This window comes from Dechloromonas sp. H13 (assembly GCF_009469615.1).
Taxonomy (GTDB): domain Bacteria; phylum Pseudomonadota; class Gammaproteobacteria; order Burkholderiales; family Rhodocyclaceae; genus Azonexus.
The window spans coordinates 872,908-891,757 of the sequence record NZ_SSXX01000001.1 but is presented as its reverse complement, the minus strand read 5'-3'; the positions used below and the strand labels follow the sequence as shown (position 1 = coordinate 891,757).

20 protein-coding genes are annotated in these 18,850 nt (G+C 50.9%); 10 read left to right on the top strand and 10 right to left on the bottom strand.

Annotated features, from left to right (window positions below; translation table 11 throughout):
* Positions 1-4: 4 nt before the first annotated feature.
* Together GH660_RS04320 and GH660_RS04315 are read right to left on the bottom strand one after the other, a co-directional pair.
* Positions 5-1,303: a restriction endonuclease subunit S gene (locus tag GH660_RS04320; protein WP_153145321.1), complete on the bottom strand. Its 1,299-nt coding sequence runs from the start codon at positions 1,301-1,303 to the stop codon at positions 5-7.
* Positions 1,303-3,669: a class I SAM-dependent DNA methyltransferase gene (locus tag GH660_RS04315; protein WP_228276353.1), complete on the bottom strand. Its 2,367-nt coding sequence runs from the start codon at positions 3,667-3,669 to the stop codon at positions 1,303-1,305. The genes GH660_RS04320 and GH660_RS04315 overlap by 1 nt, the downstream gene beginning before the upstream one ends.
* 342 nt (positions 3,670-4,011) lie before the next feature.
* Here GH660_RS04315 and GH660_RS04310 point away from each other — a divergent pair, with 342 nt between their 5' ends.
* Positions 4,012-4,374, top strand: coding sequence for an HNH endonuclease (locus tag GH660_RS04310; RefSeq protein WP_153145320.1), 363 nt, complete (start codon positions 4,012-4,014; stop codon positions 4,372-4,374).
* Positions 4,375-4,814: 440 nt separating this feature from the next.
* Here the strand turns inward: GH660_RS04310 and GH660_RS04305 are convergent, their stop codons facing one another.
* The 7 genes from GH660_RS04305 to GH660_RS04275 all read right to left on the bottom strand — a co-directional run bounded on the left by GH660_RS04305 (position 4,815) and on the right by GH660_RS04275 (position 12,185).
* Entirely contained in the window at positions 4,815-5,189 is a 375-nt protein-coding gene (locus GH660_RS04305; RefSeq protein ID WP_153145319.1) for a hypothetical protein, read from the bottom strand.
* Between the two features lie 342 nt (positions 5,190-5,531).
* The gene (locus tag GH660_RS04300; RefSeq protein ID WP_153145318.1) at positions 5,532-7,877 is read right to left on the bottom strand and encodes a hypothetical protein; all 2,346 of its coding nucleotides are present in this window, start codon (positions 7,875-7,877) and stop codon (positions 5,532-5,534) included.
* A gap of 404 nt (positions 7,878-8,281) precedes the next feature.
* Positions 8,282-9,208, bottom strand: a complete 927-nt coding sequence (locus tag GH660_RS04295; protein WP_153145317.1) for a hydrolase or metal-binding protein — start codon at positions 9,206-9,208, stop codon at positions 8,282-8,284.
* Positions 9,209-9,303: 95 nt separating this feature from the next.
* A complete protein-coding gene (locus GH660_RS04290; RefSeq protein WP_153145316.1) occupies positions 9,304-10,308 on the bottom strand; it encodes a YqaJ viral recombinase family protein in 1,005 nt (334 codons plus the stop codon).
* A gap of 73 nt (positions 10,309-10,381) precedes the next feature.
* Positions 10,382-11,338, bottom strand: coding sequence for a DUF932 domain-containing protein (locus GH660_RS04285; protein ID WP_153145315.1), 957 nt, complete (start codon positions 11,336-11,338; stop codon positions 10,382-10,384).
* A gap of 142 nt (positions 11,339-11,480) precedes the next feature.
* Entirely contained in the window at positions 11,481-11,642 is a 162-nt protein-coding gene (locus GH660_RS04280) for a hypothetical protein (protein WP_153145314.1), read from the bottom strand.
* 102 nt (positions 11,643-11,744) lie between these two features.
* Positions 11,745-12,185, bottom strand: coding sequence for a helix-turn-helix domain-containing protein (locus GH660_RS04275; RefSeq protein WP_153145313.1), 441 nt, complete (start codon positions 12,183-12,185; stop codon positions 11,745-11,747).
* A gap of 122 nt (positions 12,186-12,307) precedes the next feature.
* Here GH660_RS04275 and GH660_RS04270 point away from each other — a divergent pair, with 122 nt between their 5' ends.
* The 9 genes from GH660_RS04270 to GH660_RS04230 all read left to right on the top strand — a co-directional run bounded on the left by GH660_RS04270 (position 12,308) and on the right by GH660_RS04230 (position 17,193).
* Positions 12,308-12,655 (top strand): YkvA family protein, encoded by a 348-nt coding sequence (locus tag GH660_RS04270; RefSeq protein ID WP_153145312.1) that lies wholly within the window; start codon positions 12,308-12,310, stop codon positions 12,653-12,655.
* Positions 12,656-12,668: 13 nt separating this feature from the next.
* The gene (locus GH660_RS04265) at positions 12,669-13,274 is read left to right on the top strand and encodes a YaaW family protein (protein ID WP_153145311.1); all 606 of its coding nucleotides are present in this window, start codon (positions 12,669-12,671) and stop codon (positions 13,272-13,274) included.
* A 3-nt stretch (positions 13,275-13,277) separates the two neighbouring features.
* Positions 13,278-14,096, top strand: a complete 819-nt coding sequence (locus GH660_RS04260) for a hypothetical protein (protein WP_153145310.1) — start codon at positions 13,278-13,280, stop codon at positions 14,094-14,096.
* Positions 14,097-14,114: 18 nt separating this feature from the next.
* Positions 14,115-15,128: a YafY family protein gene (locus GH660_RS04255; RefSeq protein ID WP_153145309.1), complete on the top strand. Its 1,014-nt coding sequence runs from the start codon at positions 14,115-14,117 to the stop codon at positions 15,126-15,128.
* Positions 15,129-15,240: 112 nt separating this feature from the next.
* Complete coding sequence (locus GH660_RS04250) at positions 15,241-15,864, top strand: hypothetical protein (protein ID WP_153145308.1); 624 nt, start codon at positions 15,241-15,243, stop codon at positions 15,862-15,864.
* 23 nt (positions 15,865-15,887) lie between these two features.
* Positions 15,888-16,175 carry a hypothetical protein gene (locus GH660_RS04245; RefSeq protein ID WP_153145307.1) on the top strand — a complete coding sequence of 96 codons (288 nt, stop codon included), beginning with the start codon at positions 15,888-15,890 and terminating at the stop codon, positions 16,173-16,175.
* 7 nt (positions 16,176-16,182) lie between these two features.
* Complete coding sequence (locus tag GH660_RS04240) at positions 16,183-16,542, top strand: hypothetical protein (RefSeq protein WP_153145306.1); 360 nt, start codon at positions 16,183-16,185, stop codon at positions 16,540-16,542.
* Positions 16,543-16,708: 166 nt separating this feature from the next.
* Positions 16,709-16,909, top strand: coding sequence for a hypothetical protein (locus GH660_RS04235; protein ID WP_153145305.1), 201 nt, complete (start codon positions 16,709-16,711; stop codon positions 16,907-16,909).
* Positions 16,906-17,193: a hypothetical protein gene (locus tag GH660_RS04230; RefSeq protein WP_153145304.1), complete on the top strand. Its 288-nt coding sequence runs from the start codon at positions 16,906-16,908 to the stop codon at positions 17,191-17,193. Before GH660_RS04235 ends, GH660_RS04230 begins: the two co-directional genes overlap by 4 nt.
* Positions 17,194-17,276: 83 nt before the next feature.
* On the opposite strand, the gene GH660_RS04225 is transcribed toward GH660_RS04230, so the two are convergent.
* Positions 17,277-18,659 carry a site-specific integrase gene (locus GH660_RS04225; RefSeq protein WP_153145303.1) on the bottom strand — a complete coding sequence of 461 codons (1,383 nt, stop codon included), beginning with the start codon at positions 18,657-18,659 and terminating at the stop codon, positions 17,277-17,279.
* Positions 18,660-18,850: the final 191 nt, after the last annotated feature.

Genomic DNA, 18,850 nt, shown 5'->3' with positions numbered 1-18,850 from the left:
TTCCTTAAACCTTGATTTTTCCTGTAACAGCTTCAGTGATAACGATGCTTTTCATCTCCTTTAGGGCATCAGTTTGACGATAGGCATAATTTAACAATTCATCATATTGAGCCCTGATCGATGCACACTGCTTGAGAATTAATTTTTGCTCCGGAATCGGTGGGACCAAAACAGGTAGATTTCCGAGTTTTGTCTTATTAGTCGAAGCAAGATTGGTTGTTTTGTTGGCAGTAGTGGTGAAGTACTTTCGTGCATACGAGACACCCGTTATTAAACTGACGAATTCAGGTATTACGGAGCTATGGATTCTGATTGCGAATACATGGTTTTGGTGAAGACAATTTGGAATTGCAGTATTCCAGCATGCCCCACGACCTAGTTTGTCGATATCTCCACCCTCGGTGACTAGAATGTCACCGTTCTTTAACTCGTAATTTTTTGCTACTCGTTGCGGTAAATTTATTTCCGTCACTTCGGTTAGATTAATATATCCGTCCTGAACATTAGCAACCCTCAAGTAAGGGTATTTTGCTGTATTGCGTGAGGGGGGGTGGTTTTTTCCAAGAGTCAAACCGCTCTGAACGGTTGAGATGTGTTTGAGAGGTGTGGTTTTCCAATGCTCAGGAATCTTACCAATCCACTCAACTCCGCTATCCCGCATTGGTACGTCAGCGTTCAATCCACGAGTGACAGCTTGGTTGATCAAGATGCTTTTCTGTTCTTGCAGCAGTTCGATTAGCCGCTCCTTCTTGGCAATGGCAGCATCGATCTCGGCGGTTTTTTTGTCGAGAAAAGTGACGATACGCTCAACATCTTCCGCTGGCGGGAGTGGAGAATGGATAGTCTTAAAGTCCTCATAGCGGAGGCTATTCATATCCAGACACAGGCCATATGAATGGCGATTGGCTTCGTTGATGAACGCTTCAGTGCGATAGAGGTAGTGAAAAAATCTTGAGTAGGTCGGGTCTCTTGGTCTTAGGACAATATAGGCAGGGCTAACGATTCCTTCGTGCTCGGATGTTCCGATAGCCCCCTGCCACATCCGCATTTTGTTATAGGCGAGGTCGTTTTTCTGGACTACCTTGTACTTGCTCTTGTCCTCGTTAGAACTGTCTTTTTTCGTGGTTATTTCATCCTGTTTTATTACGCCACGGTTGATCGTTACAGAAAGCAGTTCAAGGTCTGGACGATTAATCGCCTTGCGTTCATCAAAAACACCTATATTTCTGCACGTGTTCCAGTGGCTTGGTATGTCCCCAAGCCATTCGACTCCGCTAGGTTTATAGCTTTCGTACCGCTCCATTACTGAGCCGTCCCAACAAAGCTAACCAACTGCTTTAGCAGGCCATCGGTTTCAGCCTCCAACGCTAGGATCTCCTTCGTCACTTCCTCAAGGCTGCGTAGCGGCTTGTGCTGGTAGAAATACTTGTTGAAGCTGATCTCGTAGCCGATCACCGTCTTGTCGATTGCCAGCCAAGCCTCATCAACGTGGGGGCGAACCTCCTTGATAAAATAGGCGTGGATGTCATCCTTGAGCGGCACGTTTTCCGTGTCACGAAGCTCACTGTCAGGCTCGTATTCAAAGTACTCACCAGCATTCTTGCCGGGCCAGTAGCCGTAATCCGCTAGCTGGTTCTGAGTGGTCCGTAGCCCCGCCAACAGCTCTTGCAGCTTGCTTCCCGAGAGCTTGTGAATTTTCTTGATGACCTTCTCAGCCCGTTCATCACACCAGCTGACCGCACTCAGAATTTGCTTTCGCTCGGTGGCAGAAAGTTTTTGCTTCAGGTCTTTGATGGCTGCATCAACCATGGCCTCAAACAAGTTGAAATCGAGGTGAAGGTCAGTCCCGATATACTCCAGCAATTGCTGGGCGAAATTCATCAGATCCCTTTGAGACGTCCAGGTCGATTCGGAAAGCAGTTCCTTCCGATTTTTCGGCGAAAGCCCGATTTCTTCCCGCTCAAGATGCAGTTCAATTGCTTCGGCGTGAGTCTTCAGGTCGGTATAAACCTCGTCACCATATTTGCCATAGACCCATTCCATGATCTCCTGCATGCCGGGAGTGAATCGGAGCGTGGCAATCCGTTCGGCACTGAACTGAGCAGCAAGGCGAAGAGGGCGTTCAACGGTGACTTTGTAGTAGCCGAAGTCCCGGTTGTCGAAAACCTTGGAGATACCCTCGTTCGGCATGTCCAGGTAAAGCTGGGTGATCTGTCTGATGTGGTCGTCTGAGAATTCGCAGTTCTTCTCGCCCAGATTCTTCCGCAGCTTTTGATACAGGTTGGAGGCATCGATCAACTGCACCTTGCCACGCCGGCTTTCAGCTTTGTGATTGGAAAGCACCCAGACGTAAGTGGTGATCCCGGTGTTGTAGAACAGGTTGTTCGGCAGCTGGATGATGGCTTCGAGGTAGTCGTTCTCAATGACATGGCGGCGAATGTTGCTTTCGCCACCACTGGCATCACCGGTAAACAAGGCTGAACCGTTATGGACGGAAGCAATGCGAGAGCCAAGCGGGCTGTCGTTCTTGCGTTTCATCTTGTCGACCATTTCCATCAGGAACAGCAGTTGGCCGTCTGACGAGCGGGGTATGGCTGGCAGCCTCGCTGGATTCTCGTTCCTGAAGTCGGTGAGCATTACTTCAAAGCGGTGATCGATGACATCCTTGCCGTCGACGATGTTCTTTTGATCGCTCTTCCAGGACTTGCCATAGGGTGGATTGGTAAGCATGAAGTCGAAGCGGTTGCCCGAGAATTCATTGGTCGCCAGCGTGGAGCCGAACAGGATTTTCTCGGGGTCGTTGCCCTTGATCATCATGTCGGATTTACAGATGGCGTAGGTCTCCGGGTTGACCTCTTTGCCGTAGAGAAAGACGCTGACCTTGGCCTTGATCTCGCCTTCCGGATCGATGATGAAGTCCTGGGCTTCGGTGAGCATGCCGCCACTGCCGCAAGCGGGGTCGTAGATTGTCAGCGGATTTGGTAGCTTGCCTTTGACGGGAACGAACACCAGGTTGGTCATGAGCTTGATGACCTCCCGGGGGGTGAAATGCTCGCCTGCTTCTTCGTTGTTCTCTTCGTTGAACTTGCGGATCAGCTCTTCAAAAACGTAGCCCATGCCCAGGTTTGATAGTCCTGGTTGGGTGCGGCCATCTGGCCCCTTGCGGTCGTCCGGGCTGAGGTTGATTTCCTCGGAGACGAACTTTTCGATGACGTCATACAGGACATCGGACTGGTCCATCTTGCGGATCTGATTGCGCAGGTCGAACTTCTCGACGATCTCCTTGACGTTGTCGGAGAAGCCGTCGAGATAGTTCTTGAGATTCGCTTCGAGCTGGGAAGGGTTGCCCAGCAGTGACTTCAGGGTGAAGTTGGAGGTGTTGTAGAAGACATAGCCTGAGGCCTCACGCAGACCGGTGGGATCGAGGTCGGTGAGTTGAACATCCTCTCGCTGGAAACGAACCTCTTCCAGGATGGCAGTCTTGGTTGGCTCCAGCAGGCAGTCCAGTCGACGGAGCACGAACATCGGCAAGATCACATCCCGGTATTTCCCTCGGACGAAGACATCTCTCAAGCAGTCGTCTGCAATTGACCAGATGAAGCTGACGATCTTGTTGTGGGTGCTGTGATCCATGGGGAGTGGGTTTTCCGGTTTGATTTGCGGGCGCATCGCCAAATCCAACAGGCGGCAGCACCAAATGGGCCATTATGCCTTCGTGGTAAGCGAAAAAGAACTCTGCAAATGGCTGAGTTCAAGGTCTGCCGTTGAGACTTTGCTGCTGGCAGGCTTGCTGCTCACAAAGCAAGTCCCTTCCGGGGGACCATGAGAGGCATTCACAACGGCTGGGGAGATGCGTATCGTTCTATCGCATCAAGATATTCGCTGGTAGGATATGTTCCGTGCGTGATCGCAACGACCGCATGTAGGGCCAGTCCGAAGTAAATCGGCTGGTACCCGTGATGACCAGTCCGGCTAGCGGGGTTTCATTCTGTAGTTCAAGAGGAACCCACTATGCCCACGAAAATCGTTCAATATCGTCATCAAGCATTTCTCCAACAAGCCCATCGCTGCTACTACTGTGGTTTTCTGATGTGGGAGAGCGACCCCGAGGCGTTCGCAAACACCCATGGTATTTCGTTGGCTCAGGCACAACGATTCAAATGCACAGCTGAACATCTTGTAGCACGTTCAGATGGAGGTACAGATGCCAAGGCGAATATCGTCGCCGCCTGTCTGCATTGCAATCAGACACGGCATCGCATGAAACCTGCGCCGACTCCTGATGCGCTGCGACAACTGATCTTCAAGCAACTGCGTAACCAGAGTTGGCACCGAAGAGCAGTGGCCGGAAAACTTTCGAGTGAAGCAGGGTGATGGTTGCTATTCACCAAAGTGGCAACTATGCTGAAGCTCGAACTTTTCTCGGAACGACCTCCTATGTGACGGGAGTGTTCGATGCTACTCATGAAGACCGATGTTCTAGTGAGTAGCTTCCAATTTCACCTCGCCGGTAACTCAAAACTCGTCTGTACGATGAGCTATTGGCGTGTTTCACTTATCTGTAACGCCAATCAGGTCAAGTGAACGTGATATTTGATCGGACGAGACATGAATACAGAGCCTCAACGCCCCAACCCCTATCAGTTACCCCTGCCTGGCATAGCCTTAGCGGCTTTGTGCTGGCAGCCGATTAAACAGGAATGGCAACACATGATGGGCGACCTTGAACCGGAGCCATTTCGAAAGCAGCAAGCCCAGGCGAAGGAGCAGGGCTTGGATATGGATTGATCCGACTATGGGGACTTAATTTTGCTTCAACCGTTGAGTAAAACTAACCCCCCTAACGACGACAATAACGCAACGAGGCTCACGCCGATGAAAAACGGTTTTGTGTATCCTTTGTAGTCTACCGTTGGTTCCAGACCAAGGGCGATTTCCACTAGAAGGAGATTTTCAACGGCTCGCTTTTCGCCATCTTTGATTAGCCACATGTGCCACAAAACAAATAGTCCGAGAATTCCACAGGCGATTAAGGTGCCACCTATATACACGGACTGTTTGACGACGACATTGCTAATGGCGATTCCTGTAAGTCCAAAGTAGGCGTACGGAATATACCAAAGCTGCCCAGAATACCAACGCGCCCTATTATTCAACTCTTTTAATTGCTCTTTCAATGCGTCATTCATTCAGGTTCTCCTAAGAGTCAATAAGCGCTTGGATGTATGGCAGAAATAGGGATGGCTGCTCTATCCCCACAGAAAGTCTCAAGCAATTTACCGAAAACATCATCCAAGCAGCATTCGCCACCTTGGCTTGTGTTGAAAAAAACACGAGCCTGTCTGAGGAGTTGCCAAATAGTATTTATTTCTTGGCATTAGTCTGAAGAACACTAATCGCGTTGGCTCAACAAATTCTTCCAGTGTGTCGATATCTGTAAGAATGAATTTTCAGATGCGCAGTTCCAACGTGGCTGCTTTCGAAATACATGCCCAGTCAATTTTTTGTACTAGGATAAAGGCCTTTTCTTTCTATACATCACGAATCCCAAGTGCAGGTCTGAAGGCGGGGTTCATAACATACCGGGTGCTCTCTCGGCCCCGAGCCGCACGAATTTGAAGCACCTTCAAGTCATAGTTGACGTTAAAGATGTAATGCACCTCATCGGTCGCTGTCTTTACACCAAGAATCCCATAATAGAGCAAAAAATTAATCACATGATCTATTTCGCCGTTGTCGATCCCTGCATCTTGGACAAGTTCCTGCAATTGCCCTGGAGTTAATTCATGATGTGAATCGATAAAATGGTAAAGCAAGTCTTTCGCCGCAGGAAATACATCGGTAAGCTCATGATCAAGTTCAACCAATAGATCCTGTGAATAAGCACGAATTCCTTTCTCAAGGTCACACTCGTCAATTTTTTGGTGATTTAGATTGGCGGCAAATCCTTTTGCATGCGAAAACATCTTGATTACATTTCGAGGGCGCATTAACGCACGCTCTATAATATACGAGGAAGTTTCTTCGCCCTTGTAATGTGAGACGCATAGACGGGGCCAAATTTGCTCAAAAGTCAGATCATGTGATTCAACACCAAGACCAGCTACAAGGCGTAAGCGCAACAGCTCACGTAGCATGTCGGGGTCAGTCCAATCCAACGTTACACGCATCTCCTTGCCGTAATCCGCACTCTGTCGCATAAGATGCTCATAGACGTCGTTTCGAATGAATACGATGCAATGGACGGTATGTCCATCCTTTCTCATGTCTCGTTCGACTTTCCGCCCCGCGTCGATCAGGCACCTGAGTACCATCGCATCTACAACATCTACCCCCTGCGTACTCCAGCCTTTGTCAAGATTATCAAAGAGAACCCAAACGCTACCTTTTTGTTCCAGATATTTTGAAACATGATTGCGAAGCGATCTTACATCGTGTGAATAGACGAGATGGGTAACTTGGTCGGTAGTTAGTTTCGTTGAATCTGCATGCCCAAAGCGATGAGCATAATCTTGAGCAATCCTTTGCGAGAGTGAAAGAAGCCGTTCAGAAAAATCGCCTTCAGCGGAGAAATCCTTAACTCGATAAGCTTTATCTAGTTCAATGTAAAGATCTCTGATCTCGTGGTTAAATTTGTGTGGCTTCTTGTCTTTTTCTAGGAGCTTATATGTGATTTCAAGAAGGATCAGGTATTCCCAGAAAGCTGTAACTAAATGATGACTGGCACCTTGGGTGAGATGTGCCAAAATATCCTCTTTGAGTTTCAATAATTGGTAACCCTCTGGTTTCAAGTCAACAACAACATTCCTTTTGTCTGATCGGGTTTTATCCCTGAGTTGCAGAAACAATGCGGTTTTGCCGGCACCTTTTCTTCCTACGACAAGATTTACCTCGCCACGTAATGTTCGACTGTATTGGTTTGTATTAAGAAAATAACTCGCCAGTGTTGTCATCTCATTTTCCGCCGTAGGATCTCCTATTTGGAGAGATTGCAGTGGCGTTAGATTACGTAATGGCGTCGGATTCGCTAGTTGAAGATGTTCAGTTATTTCAAGCGAAAAATTGGCAATGTGCTCGATAATATCTTCATGTCGGCCATAGGCTTTTACCGTGTCACGAATATCTAGTGGCACTTGAGCAGAAGAGTGAGCCAATATAAGAGTCGGTTTGCCCATTCCGTGCGCAAGTCCTGCAACAAATAGTGCACGTGTGTCATGGATAAAGCTTTGTTCTTGATCGCCATCTAGAATAGATACCATAACCCCGGCAGAACTTGCTACCTGCCTAATCGCATCTACTGCCGAAAGTCGTGCATCTTCAACAGGGTTGAAACTTCGATATCTATACCTTGCCTTCTTTAGCCGAGAGGTCATCACTGTCGCAATTCCCCCTTTCACAGGCGGCTCGACGATATAAACTGGGGCAAGCCGGTCCATTTGAGATGGCAACGAAATTGGCGATGGATCAATATATGCGGTAAGCGTATTGGAAAGGCCGTCATCATCATTGTAGGTTTCATAACCTAGCGTATCGAAAATGCCAACTTCTCTGGCTATTTTCAGATCTCCTTCCGTATTGGCATGCCGTACAAGAATGCATCGGCGACTGTGTCCGATAGCAAAACCAATTTCGTAGACGACATTGGGATTTAGGTATGTGATGTCAGCAACAATAAATTTTGATACTTCAATGCCGTCCAGAATCGGAGAAATAATGGGGGTGCCAGCAATATCGTTGAACTCCCATGGTTCATACCGTCTAGTGGTTAGTTTACGGTTGGCCTTTGCGACGCCTTGAGCGATCAGTCTCGCCAAACTGGCATCACGTGAAGGGTAAGCAACAAATACATGCTCAAGACATTCCTGGTGGGGCTGCATATTTTTCCTATGCAAATTAGGTTAGTGTCGTTAATTCTAATCTGTAAGAAGTCATGTAGATCCGAAAATTATTGGCGCATGCCTCCCACGCACCACAACTACCTTGTGGTATCCGAACCGGGGGGTGGCTAGCGTGTTGCTAGCCCACCAGTTTTGAAAATTCGTGGGCACCTACCGCCTGGAAACCGTTGACTACCAAAGGTCTCGGGCTGTGAGCATATTCCTAATATATGGTTTGAAAACCAACGACAAGTTGGACGCAAAAAAGACCCCCAGCCCGCAGGAGTCCAAGGGCCTTCAAGAGCCTAGGCCGAACACTTTCGCTGCCAGCCAGATCCACAGCAAAGCTACGGCAATGACCAATAACGGCACGCCAAAGCCAAACACGATGAACAACAGGAAACTCATGTCGGCTCTCCCGTCTGCCGGGTAGCTTTTGCTGCCAATTTCTCAGCCAGGCTCAGCGTAGTTTTTCCAGTAGCAGTCTCGGCTTGAGCGTTGTTTTTCCCAGCTGTGTCATTGCCCTCCCCAGATTCGGGGAAGAACTCCTCAACGACACTTTCAGCCTCATCCTCGGAGTCCTCAAAGGCGCCATTGTTGAAGCCAAGTTGAGCAGCGCCATCAAGGGCTTCCTGGTCAAAGCCTGCTGACTGCCTTTCCTCTTCCAGTCGCCGAGCTTCAGCCAGGGCTTCCTCCAGACTGATGCCGGTCCGTACCGTGATATCCACAAAGTAGATTGGTGTGCCGTGGCTTTGCCTTGTGGATTTCCCTCTCAGTTTCAGTTCCAGCGGAAGACATGCCAGGCGGTTCCCGGAAATGGCCTTGAAGTATTGCAGCCTTGCAGCCAGTGTCCGGATGCTGTTGAACCCAGTCGTGCGGAAGATGAAGCTGCCCAAGGGGTCGTCATCTCCAATGGCCACGTTGAGTCTTCCGTAGGGTTTGCAGGCGCCACCCTTGGCCAGGACACAGCCATCAGGTGAAGGACATGGCAGGGACTTGATTCCACCCTCCGATTGCCGCTTGCAGGTTTCCCCATTCCCAACACAGAGCGGTCGGCCAGTGTTGCGGTCGAACAGGCTGTACTCAGCTCTGAAGTTCAGATCAGGTTCGTTGAACAGCAGGCGGATTGGAATACTGCGAATCTTCCCGCCCTGTGCCTTACGAATACCTTCGTCGAAGGGATGAGGCAACCAACCTTCCTTACTCTGCAACTGAGTCGTGATCGTAAACTGGTCGTCCTTCTCCGGAAGCCGTTTGCCATTCTTCTCGATGACCTTGCCGATGGAAATCCGCCCGAGTACCGGCGGGGTTATAGCCAAGCCTTTCAGCATGGTTTTGCTCCTTCATTTTTGCGTGAATGAGCCTGCCACTGACTCCACCAAGGCAGGCATAACGCCCCGGTGGTTGGGGTATGAGAACAACTAGGTTAGGCAATCAGGAAACGACGACTGCCTGGTTTGGTGATGCTGTAGCGTTGCGCCAGGTCCGGTTGTTCCTTGAGCAGCTTTGCCACATCGAGGCCGATGCTGTCCTTGGCTTTCTTCCAGGTCACAGTTCCGGTCTCGAAGATGGCCTTGCTGGCATCGCCAATTGCTTGCTGCAGGCTTTGCTTTAACTGCGCTTCCAGCTTTTCGTAGTCGGCGATGCTGTGCCGGACGCTTACCAGATCTGCAAAGGCTGCCGACAGCTTGCGATCCTGGGTGAAGTCCACTGTCTGCCCTTGGTCTTCCGGGTAGAGGCAGCGCAAGGCCAATTCGGCGGATTCCGAGCCATCGGCTGGCGGTGGCGTGTCAGTTTCCACGTAGTCCCAGAATTGTTTCTCCAGTTGCACCAGTCGGGCGATCAGAGCTTCGTCCCGGCCAATGCGGTGTATCTCCAGATGCTGGCCACCGAGCAACACGGCAACATCTGCTGCTGCTTTTCCGGTGACGGCGAGCTGGTGCTGCACTTGCAACTGCACGTACTCGGGAACGCCTTCCTTCCACAGGCGTGCCCCGTTAATGCCGGCCGTTTTGCACTCCAGAATCTGGACATCGCAGGCGCCGGTGACCTCACGGTCAATATTGGCCAGCATCCAGGTCTTGTCCGGATCGGGGTGTTGAAGGACTGCATTGATCCTGCGGACTCGGTTGCCGGTGCGCTTGGTGTAGTGGGCGGCCACAATGGGTTCGAGGAGATTGCCCCAATACATCGGGGATTCCTCGTCATGCGGATCGGTCTTGGGCAGGTTGCCGTCACGACCGGTTTTTTCCAGCCAGAGTTCGAGTTGGGATTTGTAGGGATTGAGGCCCACTGCGGCGGCAGCATCCGAGCTACCTATGCCCTGCTTCCGGACGGCCAGCCAGTCTTCGCGGGGAAGTGCCTTGGTGGTGACGAGACGCAGGGCGGGTTTGGCTTTCTCCCGAGGGGTGCGTAAAGCGGGATGGTTCATGTTGACTCCTTGAAATGGAAACGCCCGGCCAGACGAATCTGAACCGGGCGTGAGGTGGAAGGCAGGAGATTGGTCAGGCCGCCAGTTTCATCGCTTCTTGATAGGCCTTGCCTTTGATGCTTGCACCTTGACCGAACCAGGCTGAGTCCAGCCTGTAGTCCTGGCTGCGTGCCCGGCGTTCGTGGTCGACAAACTGTGTGACCGCATTGAGCAAGCCCCAGGCAGTGCCATTGGCCGATGACAGATCAGCGCCCATGCCACCACCCGAGTACAGGGCATAGACGTTCTGCAGTGCTTTCTGATTGGGCTGGTCGGCCAACGGCAACTCGGGGTCACCGAGGACATTGACGATCAGGTTCATCGCTTCGAACTTGTGGATTGGTCGGTCAGCCAATCGCCGCATGTTGCCGACAAAGCGTTCCCAACTGCTCAGACCGATGCCGAGTTCCTGCTTCACGAGTTGCGGATCAAACTTTCGGCTGTGCGGCACCTTGACGGCACCAGAGGAATCGCCGACCGCCATCTGCAAGGTGTTGTTGCAGACCACCCGGATCGAAGTGAACTGAGCCGTCGTGCACAGAGTGCCGTCACAACTAGTCGCCAGCAGCAGATACGCACCAACCTTGTCCCCGCCACGCAAAACAGTTTCCTGACCGGTCTTGGCCAAGGCCCAGAGCTTCCGGCCTTCCTTGAGAACGCCCGCCGTTTCCAGTTCGAAACCACCGGCTTCGGTCAGATCACGATAGAACTCCAGGACTTCATGTGGCTGGACAACTTGGTAGCGTTTCGACACCACTGAGAGCGGCGCGTGGGTATCGGAACGAAACAGGACTTTGTTGTCGGTGTGGGCCTTGACGTGCAGATCACCATCATCAGAGATATTGAAGAGGACCGGCGTTTCGTTGATCTGCCAGTCCATACCGGCCTGTTGCTGCCAGACTTCAATCGGCTGGTTGGCAGGTAATTTTTTGCCCAAGCCGTGCCACGGTTCAGCGTTGGCGTAGGCCATGGTTTGTACAAGATGAGCCATGAATAACTCCTTGAAAGACGAAAACAGCCCATCCCCTCGGCAGTGAAGCTGCAAGGTATAGGCGAGGTTTGAATTGGGATTGGAGTGACCAGCCGGTGCTGGTCTAGGGTGGGGCTAGGTGTGGCTTGGGTAAGGCTCCGGCTTACTGGTTGAAGCCGTAGTCATCGTTGCGAAGCATGCCTTTCAGATATTCGATGACGGCACTGATAGCTTCCAAGACGACAACCAGAACTAGGTTGAGCAGGGGTTTAGCAAACATGACCGGGACTCCTTCAGGGTTAAGAACGGGGTTGGAGGGATTCATCTCCAGAATTCTTATACCAACGTGGAGGGAGAAAATTGACTGGTGCTAGGTCATCTATGACTTTCGTCTAGTTGCTTGTCCTAACCCGGTGGGCTAGCCTTGCTACTGCTTAGGCGGAGTGATCCACATTTCCCGATCAAGGGTGATTTGCTCAATGAGTTCGGCAATCAAACCTTGTTGGTGTTCTGAAAGCAATCGGTAGCGGTTCAGCAGTTGCAGTTCAGTTGCTGTCGGTGCGTCTTGTTTTGTCGCAGCTCTGTTGGAAGATGACCCTCGTTGAGCGGGGCGTGATTCAGGAATGCCATAGCGTAGCCACTGAACCGAGACGCCAAGCATGTTTGCCAGAGTGTCAATTTTGTCCGGCGAGGGTTTGTTGTCACCCGCCAGCCATTTTTGGGCGGCTTGGTTTGTTATCTGGCTGCCGGGATGCTGGAGATTGAATTGCAGTGCCAGTTCAGATGGAGTTTCTATCCTCTTCGGACTGCGTTTCAGCGCCTGCTTTAGTCGGTCTGCGAAGGCCAGATTGTCTTGGGTGCGTGCCATGTCGAAAGTTTGGGATATCGGCAGGGCGGGGTGACAAGCAATAGGTTGTTGTTGAATAGTCGTGTCTATATGATGCAAAGCGGATTGTTAACGAATCGATCAACGAAGAACCGGGGATAACCATGGAAAAAGATAAATTGGATTTTGCGAAGGATTACTCGGAAACGGGGTTCTGGGACAAGGTTAGGGATGCCGCAAAGACTGCCGGTAAGGAAGTCATTGGCAAGGGGCTTCAGTGCTACTACACCATTCAGAAGCCGGAGACGCCCGCTTGGGCGAAGGGAACCTTAATCGCTGCTCTGGGCTATTTCATCTCCCCCATCGATGCGATTCCTGATTTCACCCCAATGATCGGCTATGCGGATGACTTAGGTGTTCTAACCATTGCCCTTGCAACTGTGGCGACGCACATTACTGACGACGTAAAAGCCAAGGCTGAGGCTAAATTGATCGACTGGTTTGGGGCCTGAGAGAGGAATTGTAATGTCGTCTGAAACGCTAACTGTCATTCGGTGGGCCCACCGGAACGCTGATTCAAATGAAGTGGTAAAACTGTTTTGGGAAAAATTATGTGATGCAGTAAATCAAAAATCCAATGCAACTGCCGACAAGATTTATGCTGAATTGCGGCTGTATGGCAGTAATTCACTTCGACAATTTGATCGGCCGGAAGGGGTTACGTACCACGAAGTGGCGAAGGACGTTGCTGACAAACTCGCCCCATTGCTTAAGAGTTCGCCTTACGGCTACGAGACTATTGAGGCGTGCGAACGCTATGTCCTCGAAAAAATGGATATTAGAGCAAGTGAAATTGAAAAAATTTGTGCGGGAATAGGTTCTGAGGGAGAGATTGTTGCCAGCAAGGAGGTTGCTGGGAAAGGGGTGGTCATAGGTGTAGCGATGGCAATAGCAATATCCGTTGCAGAAATGATTGCTTTGCGGATTGCGAGCGCCCTAGCAGGGGCAGCTGTTGGAGGGGTGCTGGCAGTTGTTTTCCTCACCGGCCCTGCATACCGGTGCACGATTCCTGGCGTTGTTTATGTATCCCTTCTTCGGCAAATGTATTCAGCTTCACAAAAAGGATTGTAGAGAATGGCCGCCCTCGCAGAAAGCTATCTCTTAACGATGACAGAAGAGGCCCGGAAGTTAATTGAGGCGGGTGAGGCTCATCGCTTGGGAGGCGTAGTCTATTCAAACGCTGGACGCATCATTGAGCACCTTCATGACGTTGATATCGCCCAAAACTCTGAAATTGCCATCAATGGCTTGGTTGGTGCAGCTGCGGTGCCAATAGCTGTTTTTGGAGCGTCTTTGATTGCAATTAACCATCGTCTTGCCAAGATTGAAGAGAAAATTCAACAGTTGCAGGATCAGATTAAGGAGGTGTTGACCGAACTCCATCTCCTCAACTTCAAAGCCGATGCCCAACTGATCGGGAAACTCAACGGTACGATACATGCGTGCCAAGTTGACCTCTCTGAGCAGAGAAACGATCGCTTACCAGTTTACAGGCAGGCTTTCATCGAGGCGTACAACGTGATGAAGAGTTTCGTGTTTGCCATGGCACGCAAAGCGGATGAATTCAGAACCCACGAGCAAGTATTCGTGGAGTATTCAAGAGCCATGTTCCTTGCAGGTTTGGCCGCTCGTGATGTGAGCTATCGAATGGGCGAGGAGGCGAGCGCAATTGAATTTTCAGAGCGTTTAAGTCGAGATGCCCAAGAGCTAAAGAGCCTTGTGTACGGAATTGTCGATACTGTTCCGGCTCTGCTTTGGCGTCGAGACGAGCATGTCGATGTCGCCATAGAAATTCGAGAGTCCCAAGAAAGGTTGCAGTCGCATGTCGACATGCTCAAGGCGCTGCCTGGCGATGAGCTTCAAGGTTTACTGACACGCCAAGTCAACGTCTAAGTTGGTCTCGATTCAGTAGTGTCTTTCACCCCCGAAACCCTCTTGCGGCAATGGCAAACCCTACGCCACATTCCCCGTCACCCACGCAAGATCACTGCTTGGGAGTTACGCCAGCAACTTGAAAACGAGGGTTTCTCGGTAGGCAAGCGAACCGTAGAAAGAGACCTGCAAGCACTGTCTCGGATTTTCCCGCTAGTTGTCGATGACCGGGAAAAACCATTCGGATGGAGTTGGGACAAAGAAGCTCCATCCTTTGACTTGCCGGGTATCAGTACCAGCGAATCATTAACCCTGCTAATGGCTCGGGAGTATCTGCGCTCAGTCATGCCTAGTTCAGTGCAAAACCAATTGGCACCATATTTTCGTTTGGCAGAACAGAAACTCGACACACTGGCAGGTCATTCGTCTTTGGCCAGTTGGCTAAACAAAGTTCGCATCATCCCGGCAGCCCAGCCTCTGCTTGCGCCGCAGACAAACAGTGACGTTGAGGCCACGTTACAGGAAGCCTTGATGCTGGACCGTCAATGCACCGTCACCTATCACCGTAAGGATGCAGAAAGCCCAGACGAGTATCCGATCAATCCTCTTGCTCTGGTTCAACGAGGATCGTTGATCTATCTGATCTGCACCATCAAGACCTACGCTGACATTCGTATTCTGGTGCTGCATCGTGTTCTATCGGCCACCCTGCTGGGCACTCCAACGGTGCATCTTCCGGGTTTTGATCTTGACGAATATCTAGCCCGTGGCGCATTTGGCTGGGGGGCAGGGCAAATCATTCAATTGAAGGCCTTGTTCACTACCGAAGCTGGCAACCATCTCCACGAGACACCCTTGTCCATTGACCAGGAAATATCGCAAGCATCTGATGGCCGCCTGAGAGTTACTGCTTCCGTGCCGGACAATAAACAACTTCTCTGGTGGTTGCTGGGCTTTGGGGATGGCGTAGAAGTGGAGGCGCCGAAGGAACTGCGAGACACGATAAAGCTCAGTCTCGCCTCGGCAGCCCGGCGCTATCAATGTGAAGGTTGATTTCCTCACCGCCTGAACGTTGCGTCGCAGTCCGTCGCAAGTTCCATTCAAACTCGGTTGCGTGGCATCTGAAAAGCCACTTGATGACTAACCGCAGTTTGAGAGGAAGACTATGCGCAGAATCTGGCCGATAGCCGTTGCAACGTTTATTGCCGTGGGGATGACTACACCGCCAGCCACGGCTGAAGAACCGGACCTGCGACCCTTGAGGCAATATGGCCCCTACAAGGAAGTAGCGCTGGGTGAGCAGTTCCAGTTACCGGATGGGCCTGAAAAGCGACGGCTAAATGCCCGATGCGAACAGTTGCTGGGCTCAACATCCTTCAATCTGTACCAGTTCCAAATAGCCGGAAAAAAAGTCATCTTGATCGCTGATTGGTCTGGGGACGGGCAGAATTTCCATCCCACGGACCACGCAATGGTAAACGTCTATTGCAAACCGCTCGGGAAGCGCCCTGCTACCAACATGGTCAATCAGGAACCCGAGGGCTCGTATCACTTTGCCGCCCCAATCCTTGATGCCAAAGGGGATTTGGCTTATTTCCTGACGGAAGTGAAGTATGGACCAAGCAAATACTGCGCTTTCCTGAGCGAGTGCAAAAAGATGAAGGGCTATACCTACGCCAGGGACTTATACAAGGCAACCGGCAAGGGTTTTGAACTCGTCAGTTCGGCCAAGAAAAACAGCCCGGTCAATGTCGATGTCGACAAGCTTCTTCCGCTGAATCTCAACTGACCGGTGGCTCCGGGGAGATGAAAATGAAAACGTTGCTTGTGGGCGTACTGAGCCTGCAGTTTGTGTCCTGCGTTTACGCTGTGACCAGTGAGGAGATTCAAGCCGGTTACGCCGAGTTGAATCGTGCATGTGGCCAGTTCAAAGGCAGGAGTGTCTCGCATGAGTGCATCGCCGCCGGTCAGCGAGTCCAATCCAACGCTGATCGCCAGGATCGTGAAATTTACAACTCGATGCAGCAGAGAAACGAAGAGCGTCGCAGAATCCAACAGGAAGAGCTATGGCGGGAACAGGTGCGCCGGGGCTATAGGTAACGCGTCCATGACCTTCATACTGGGAATCCTAGTACTCCTTGTCGTCGGCTTCGTTGTCGCAGCCGTCGTCATCAGCGCCAAGTTGTTGGCTCTGGCTTTGGCGATTGCCTTGCTTGCCTTAGCGGCACTCTCGGCGTGTGTCAGTTACCTTTTGGGGTGGAACGATCCACAAATCGTCTTCTTGTTGGTGCTGATGCCTGGGGCAGTAATTGCCTTCGGTGTTTATGGCTACCGGGAGCAGCAACGGGAAGAGAAGGAAGAGGCAGAGCGCAAAGCCAGCAAGGAGGCAGAACGCCGGCGAAGACAATCCGAGTTGGCCAAGCCGAAAAGTACTGCCGAGGTGTGGTTGAGAGGGTTGTTCGATTGATTTTTGGCGAGTGATTTGCAAAAATTTTTGAATTCGGTGGCAATGTAGATTGCCTACAATTAATTGTTTAATTTCAGTATGTTGCGTGTAGTTCGAGCTAAAATAAGTACATGGAAATAGCAATGAAAGTACAGAAAATTGCTAATAAACATTAGGAGACAATTCCATGTATCACCACTTTGAAAACTACGTAAAAGTTGCTGTAGATCGTGCAGGCGGCGTGACTAAGGCATCAAATGTCCTTGGGGTTGCTAACCAGACGATCTCCACTTGGATCAAGAAGCGGCGAGTGAGCAATATCGTCTATGCGTCTAAGTTGGCCGAGTTGTCTGGGCTGGAAATTCAGCAGCTGAGGAGCACTAGATGAGCCCCAAAGCCAAAGTGCCCGTGCGGGACAAGAGTGTTTACACCACCAACTGCCATGAGAAGCTGAATGTTCAGCAGATCAGTGCCGAAGTAGCCAAGATGGCCAGGTCATTTGGAATGGCGGGGTCTTCTGTATCGTTTGATCTTTACAAGATGAACATTGCCTATCTTCTTCATCCGGAGAAAAGGGCCGAAATCAACAAGATCATTGGTGTTTACGGCGAGGTTAACTTCAGACCAAAGCGCCGTAAAAAACGGGAGGCGGAAGACGACTTGCACGTTTGATATGGCATTTATTGACTGCTCAATCTCAAACGGCTGTACAAAACTCGCTCTTCAAGCCGGGGGTGGCCAATCTTGCGGCTGAGTTATTTATAGAGACTTTCCGTGGAGGCGGCGGGGGGGTCATCCACCTCAACCTCAGTCAACGGCCGCAATCCAGCCGCCTGAAGCATTGCCACGGTTGCTGTATTGACGGATTCTCGGACGGGGTCAAGGTCCAGTCGGGCGTAGATAGCGGTCGTCTGTTGGCTCTTATGATTCAAGCTTTTTCCAATGATCGCAAGGGAAGCACCAGTTTTCGCCTGGAAGCTGCCAAAGGTTCGGCGTAGGTCATGAATACGGAGGTCATCAAAACTAGCACCCGCTATCGAGATTCGTTCCTTATCGGCAATTTCGGTAATTTTGGCCAATGCAACGGCGGGTTTTGTAATGCTCAGCCTCCGGATTTGCTCGACGGTTTCGCTATACCGTCCCGCTTCTCGGATTCGTTGCTCAATTGCAATAACTGCTGCTCGGTGCCGAATACGTTCCGCACCTTTGCGTGGTTCAACCAGATGACCGGTCTCACCCCCTCCCGGAAATACAAATTCGGAGGTCCCGAAAGCTTCCTTTCGTCCAGCCAGTATTTCCACTACCTCCGCCGAAAGCGGGATATTTTGAGGGATACCGTTCTTTGTATCCGATACTCGCCATATCTTGTCGGTGAAACTTACATCACGCCACATCATCACCAGAACATTCGCTCGTCTAGCACCGGTGAGCAAAGAGATCATGATGTAGTCACGGACTGTGGTGTTGGGCTCATCAAAGAGTGCCTGAAAATATGGCGCCATTTCATCCGTCTGGATGAATCGATCCCGGCTCTTTTCTGGATTCCGGCGAATTCCTTTTGCCGGGTTGTTTTCAGTGATGCTCCACTCTACGCCACGACCAAAGATCGAAGACACTAGCGCCAGTACTCGGTTTGCAACAACTGGATGACCCGAGGCGGTTATCGACGCATGGAGTCCCCCAATCATCTGTCGGGTAATCGAAGATATTTTTTTGTTCCCCAGCGGCCTCTCAAGATATTGCCTGTAGCGCTGCTCATCTTCACTGGCTGTTTTCTTGTGAACCCTGGCGTGGCGCTGCAGGTACTCTTGAAAAAGTTCGCCAAAAACCATCTCGTCCCGAAGAGCACGTTTTGACGCGGCGGGGTTTGCTCCCGAAGCAATTGCAGCCAGAATCTGAGCTGCATCCCTCCTTGCATTCTCTACTGTTAGGTCAGGGAATCGTCCCAGCGTAACTCGTGCAGGATCACCTCCCTTCACGCGCTTGAAGACACTAAATGTGCGGACGCCCGTCGCCGCCACACGAAGATGCAACCCTGGAACTTTAGTGTCTTGATACTCCACCCTGCCGGACTGCGGCAGGGGCAATGCTTCGATCGCTGCTTTGCTGAAGCGAATACATTTTTCGTCTGCTGCCATCTTGTCTCTCCCGAGTTCGCACCGAAACGATAGCACAACTGGGGTTACGCCGGGGTTACACTTCAGGTCGATTTTGATCAAATTCCATCAATACGGAAAACCGTTAAAATCACCAATTGGCAATGGTTTACAGCTTATAGTCCGCTTTGGTAAACATTGATAAAAATAGGAAATGAGGATTGAAAATCCGC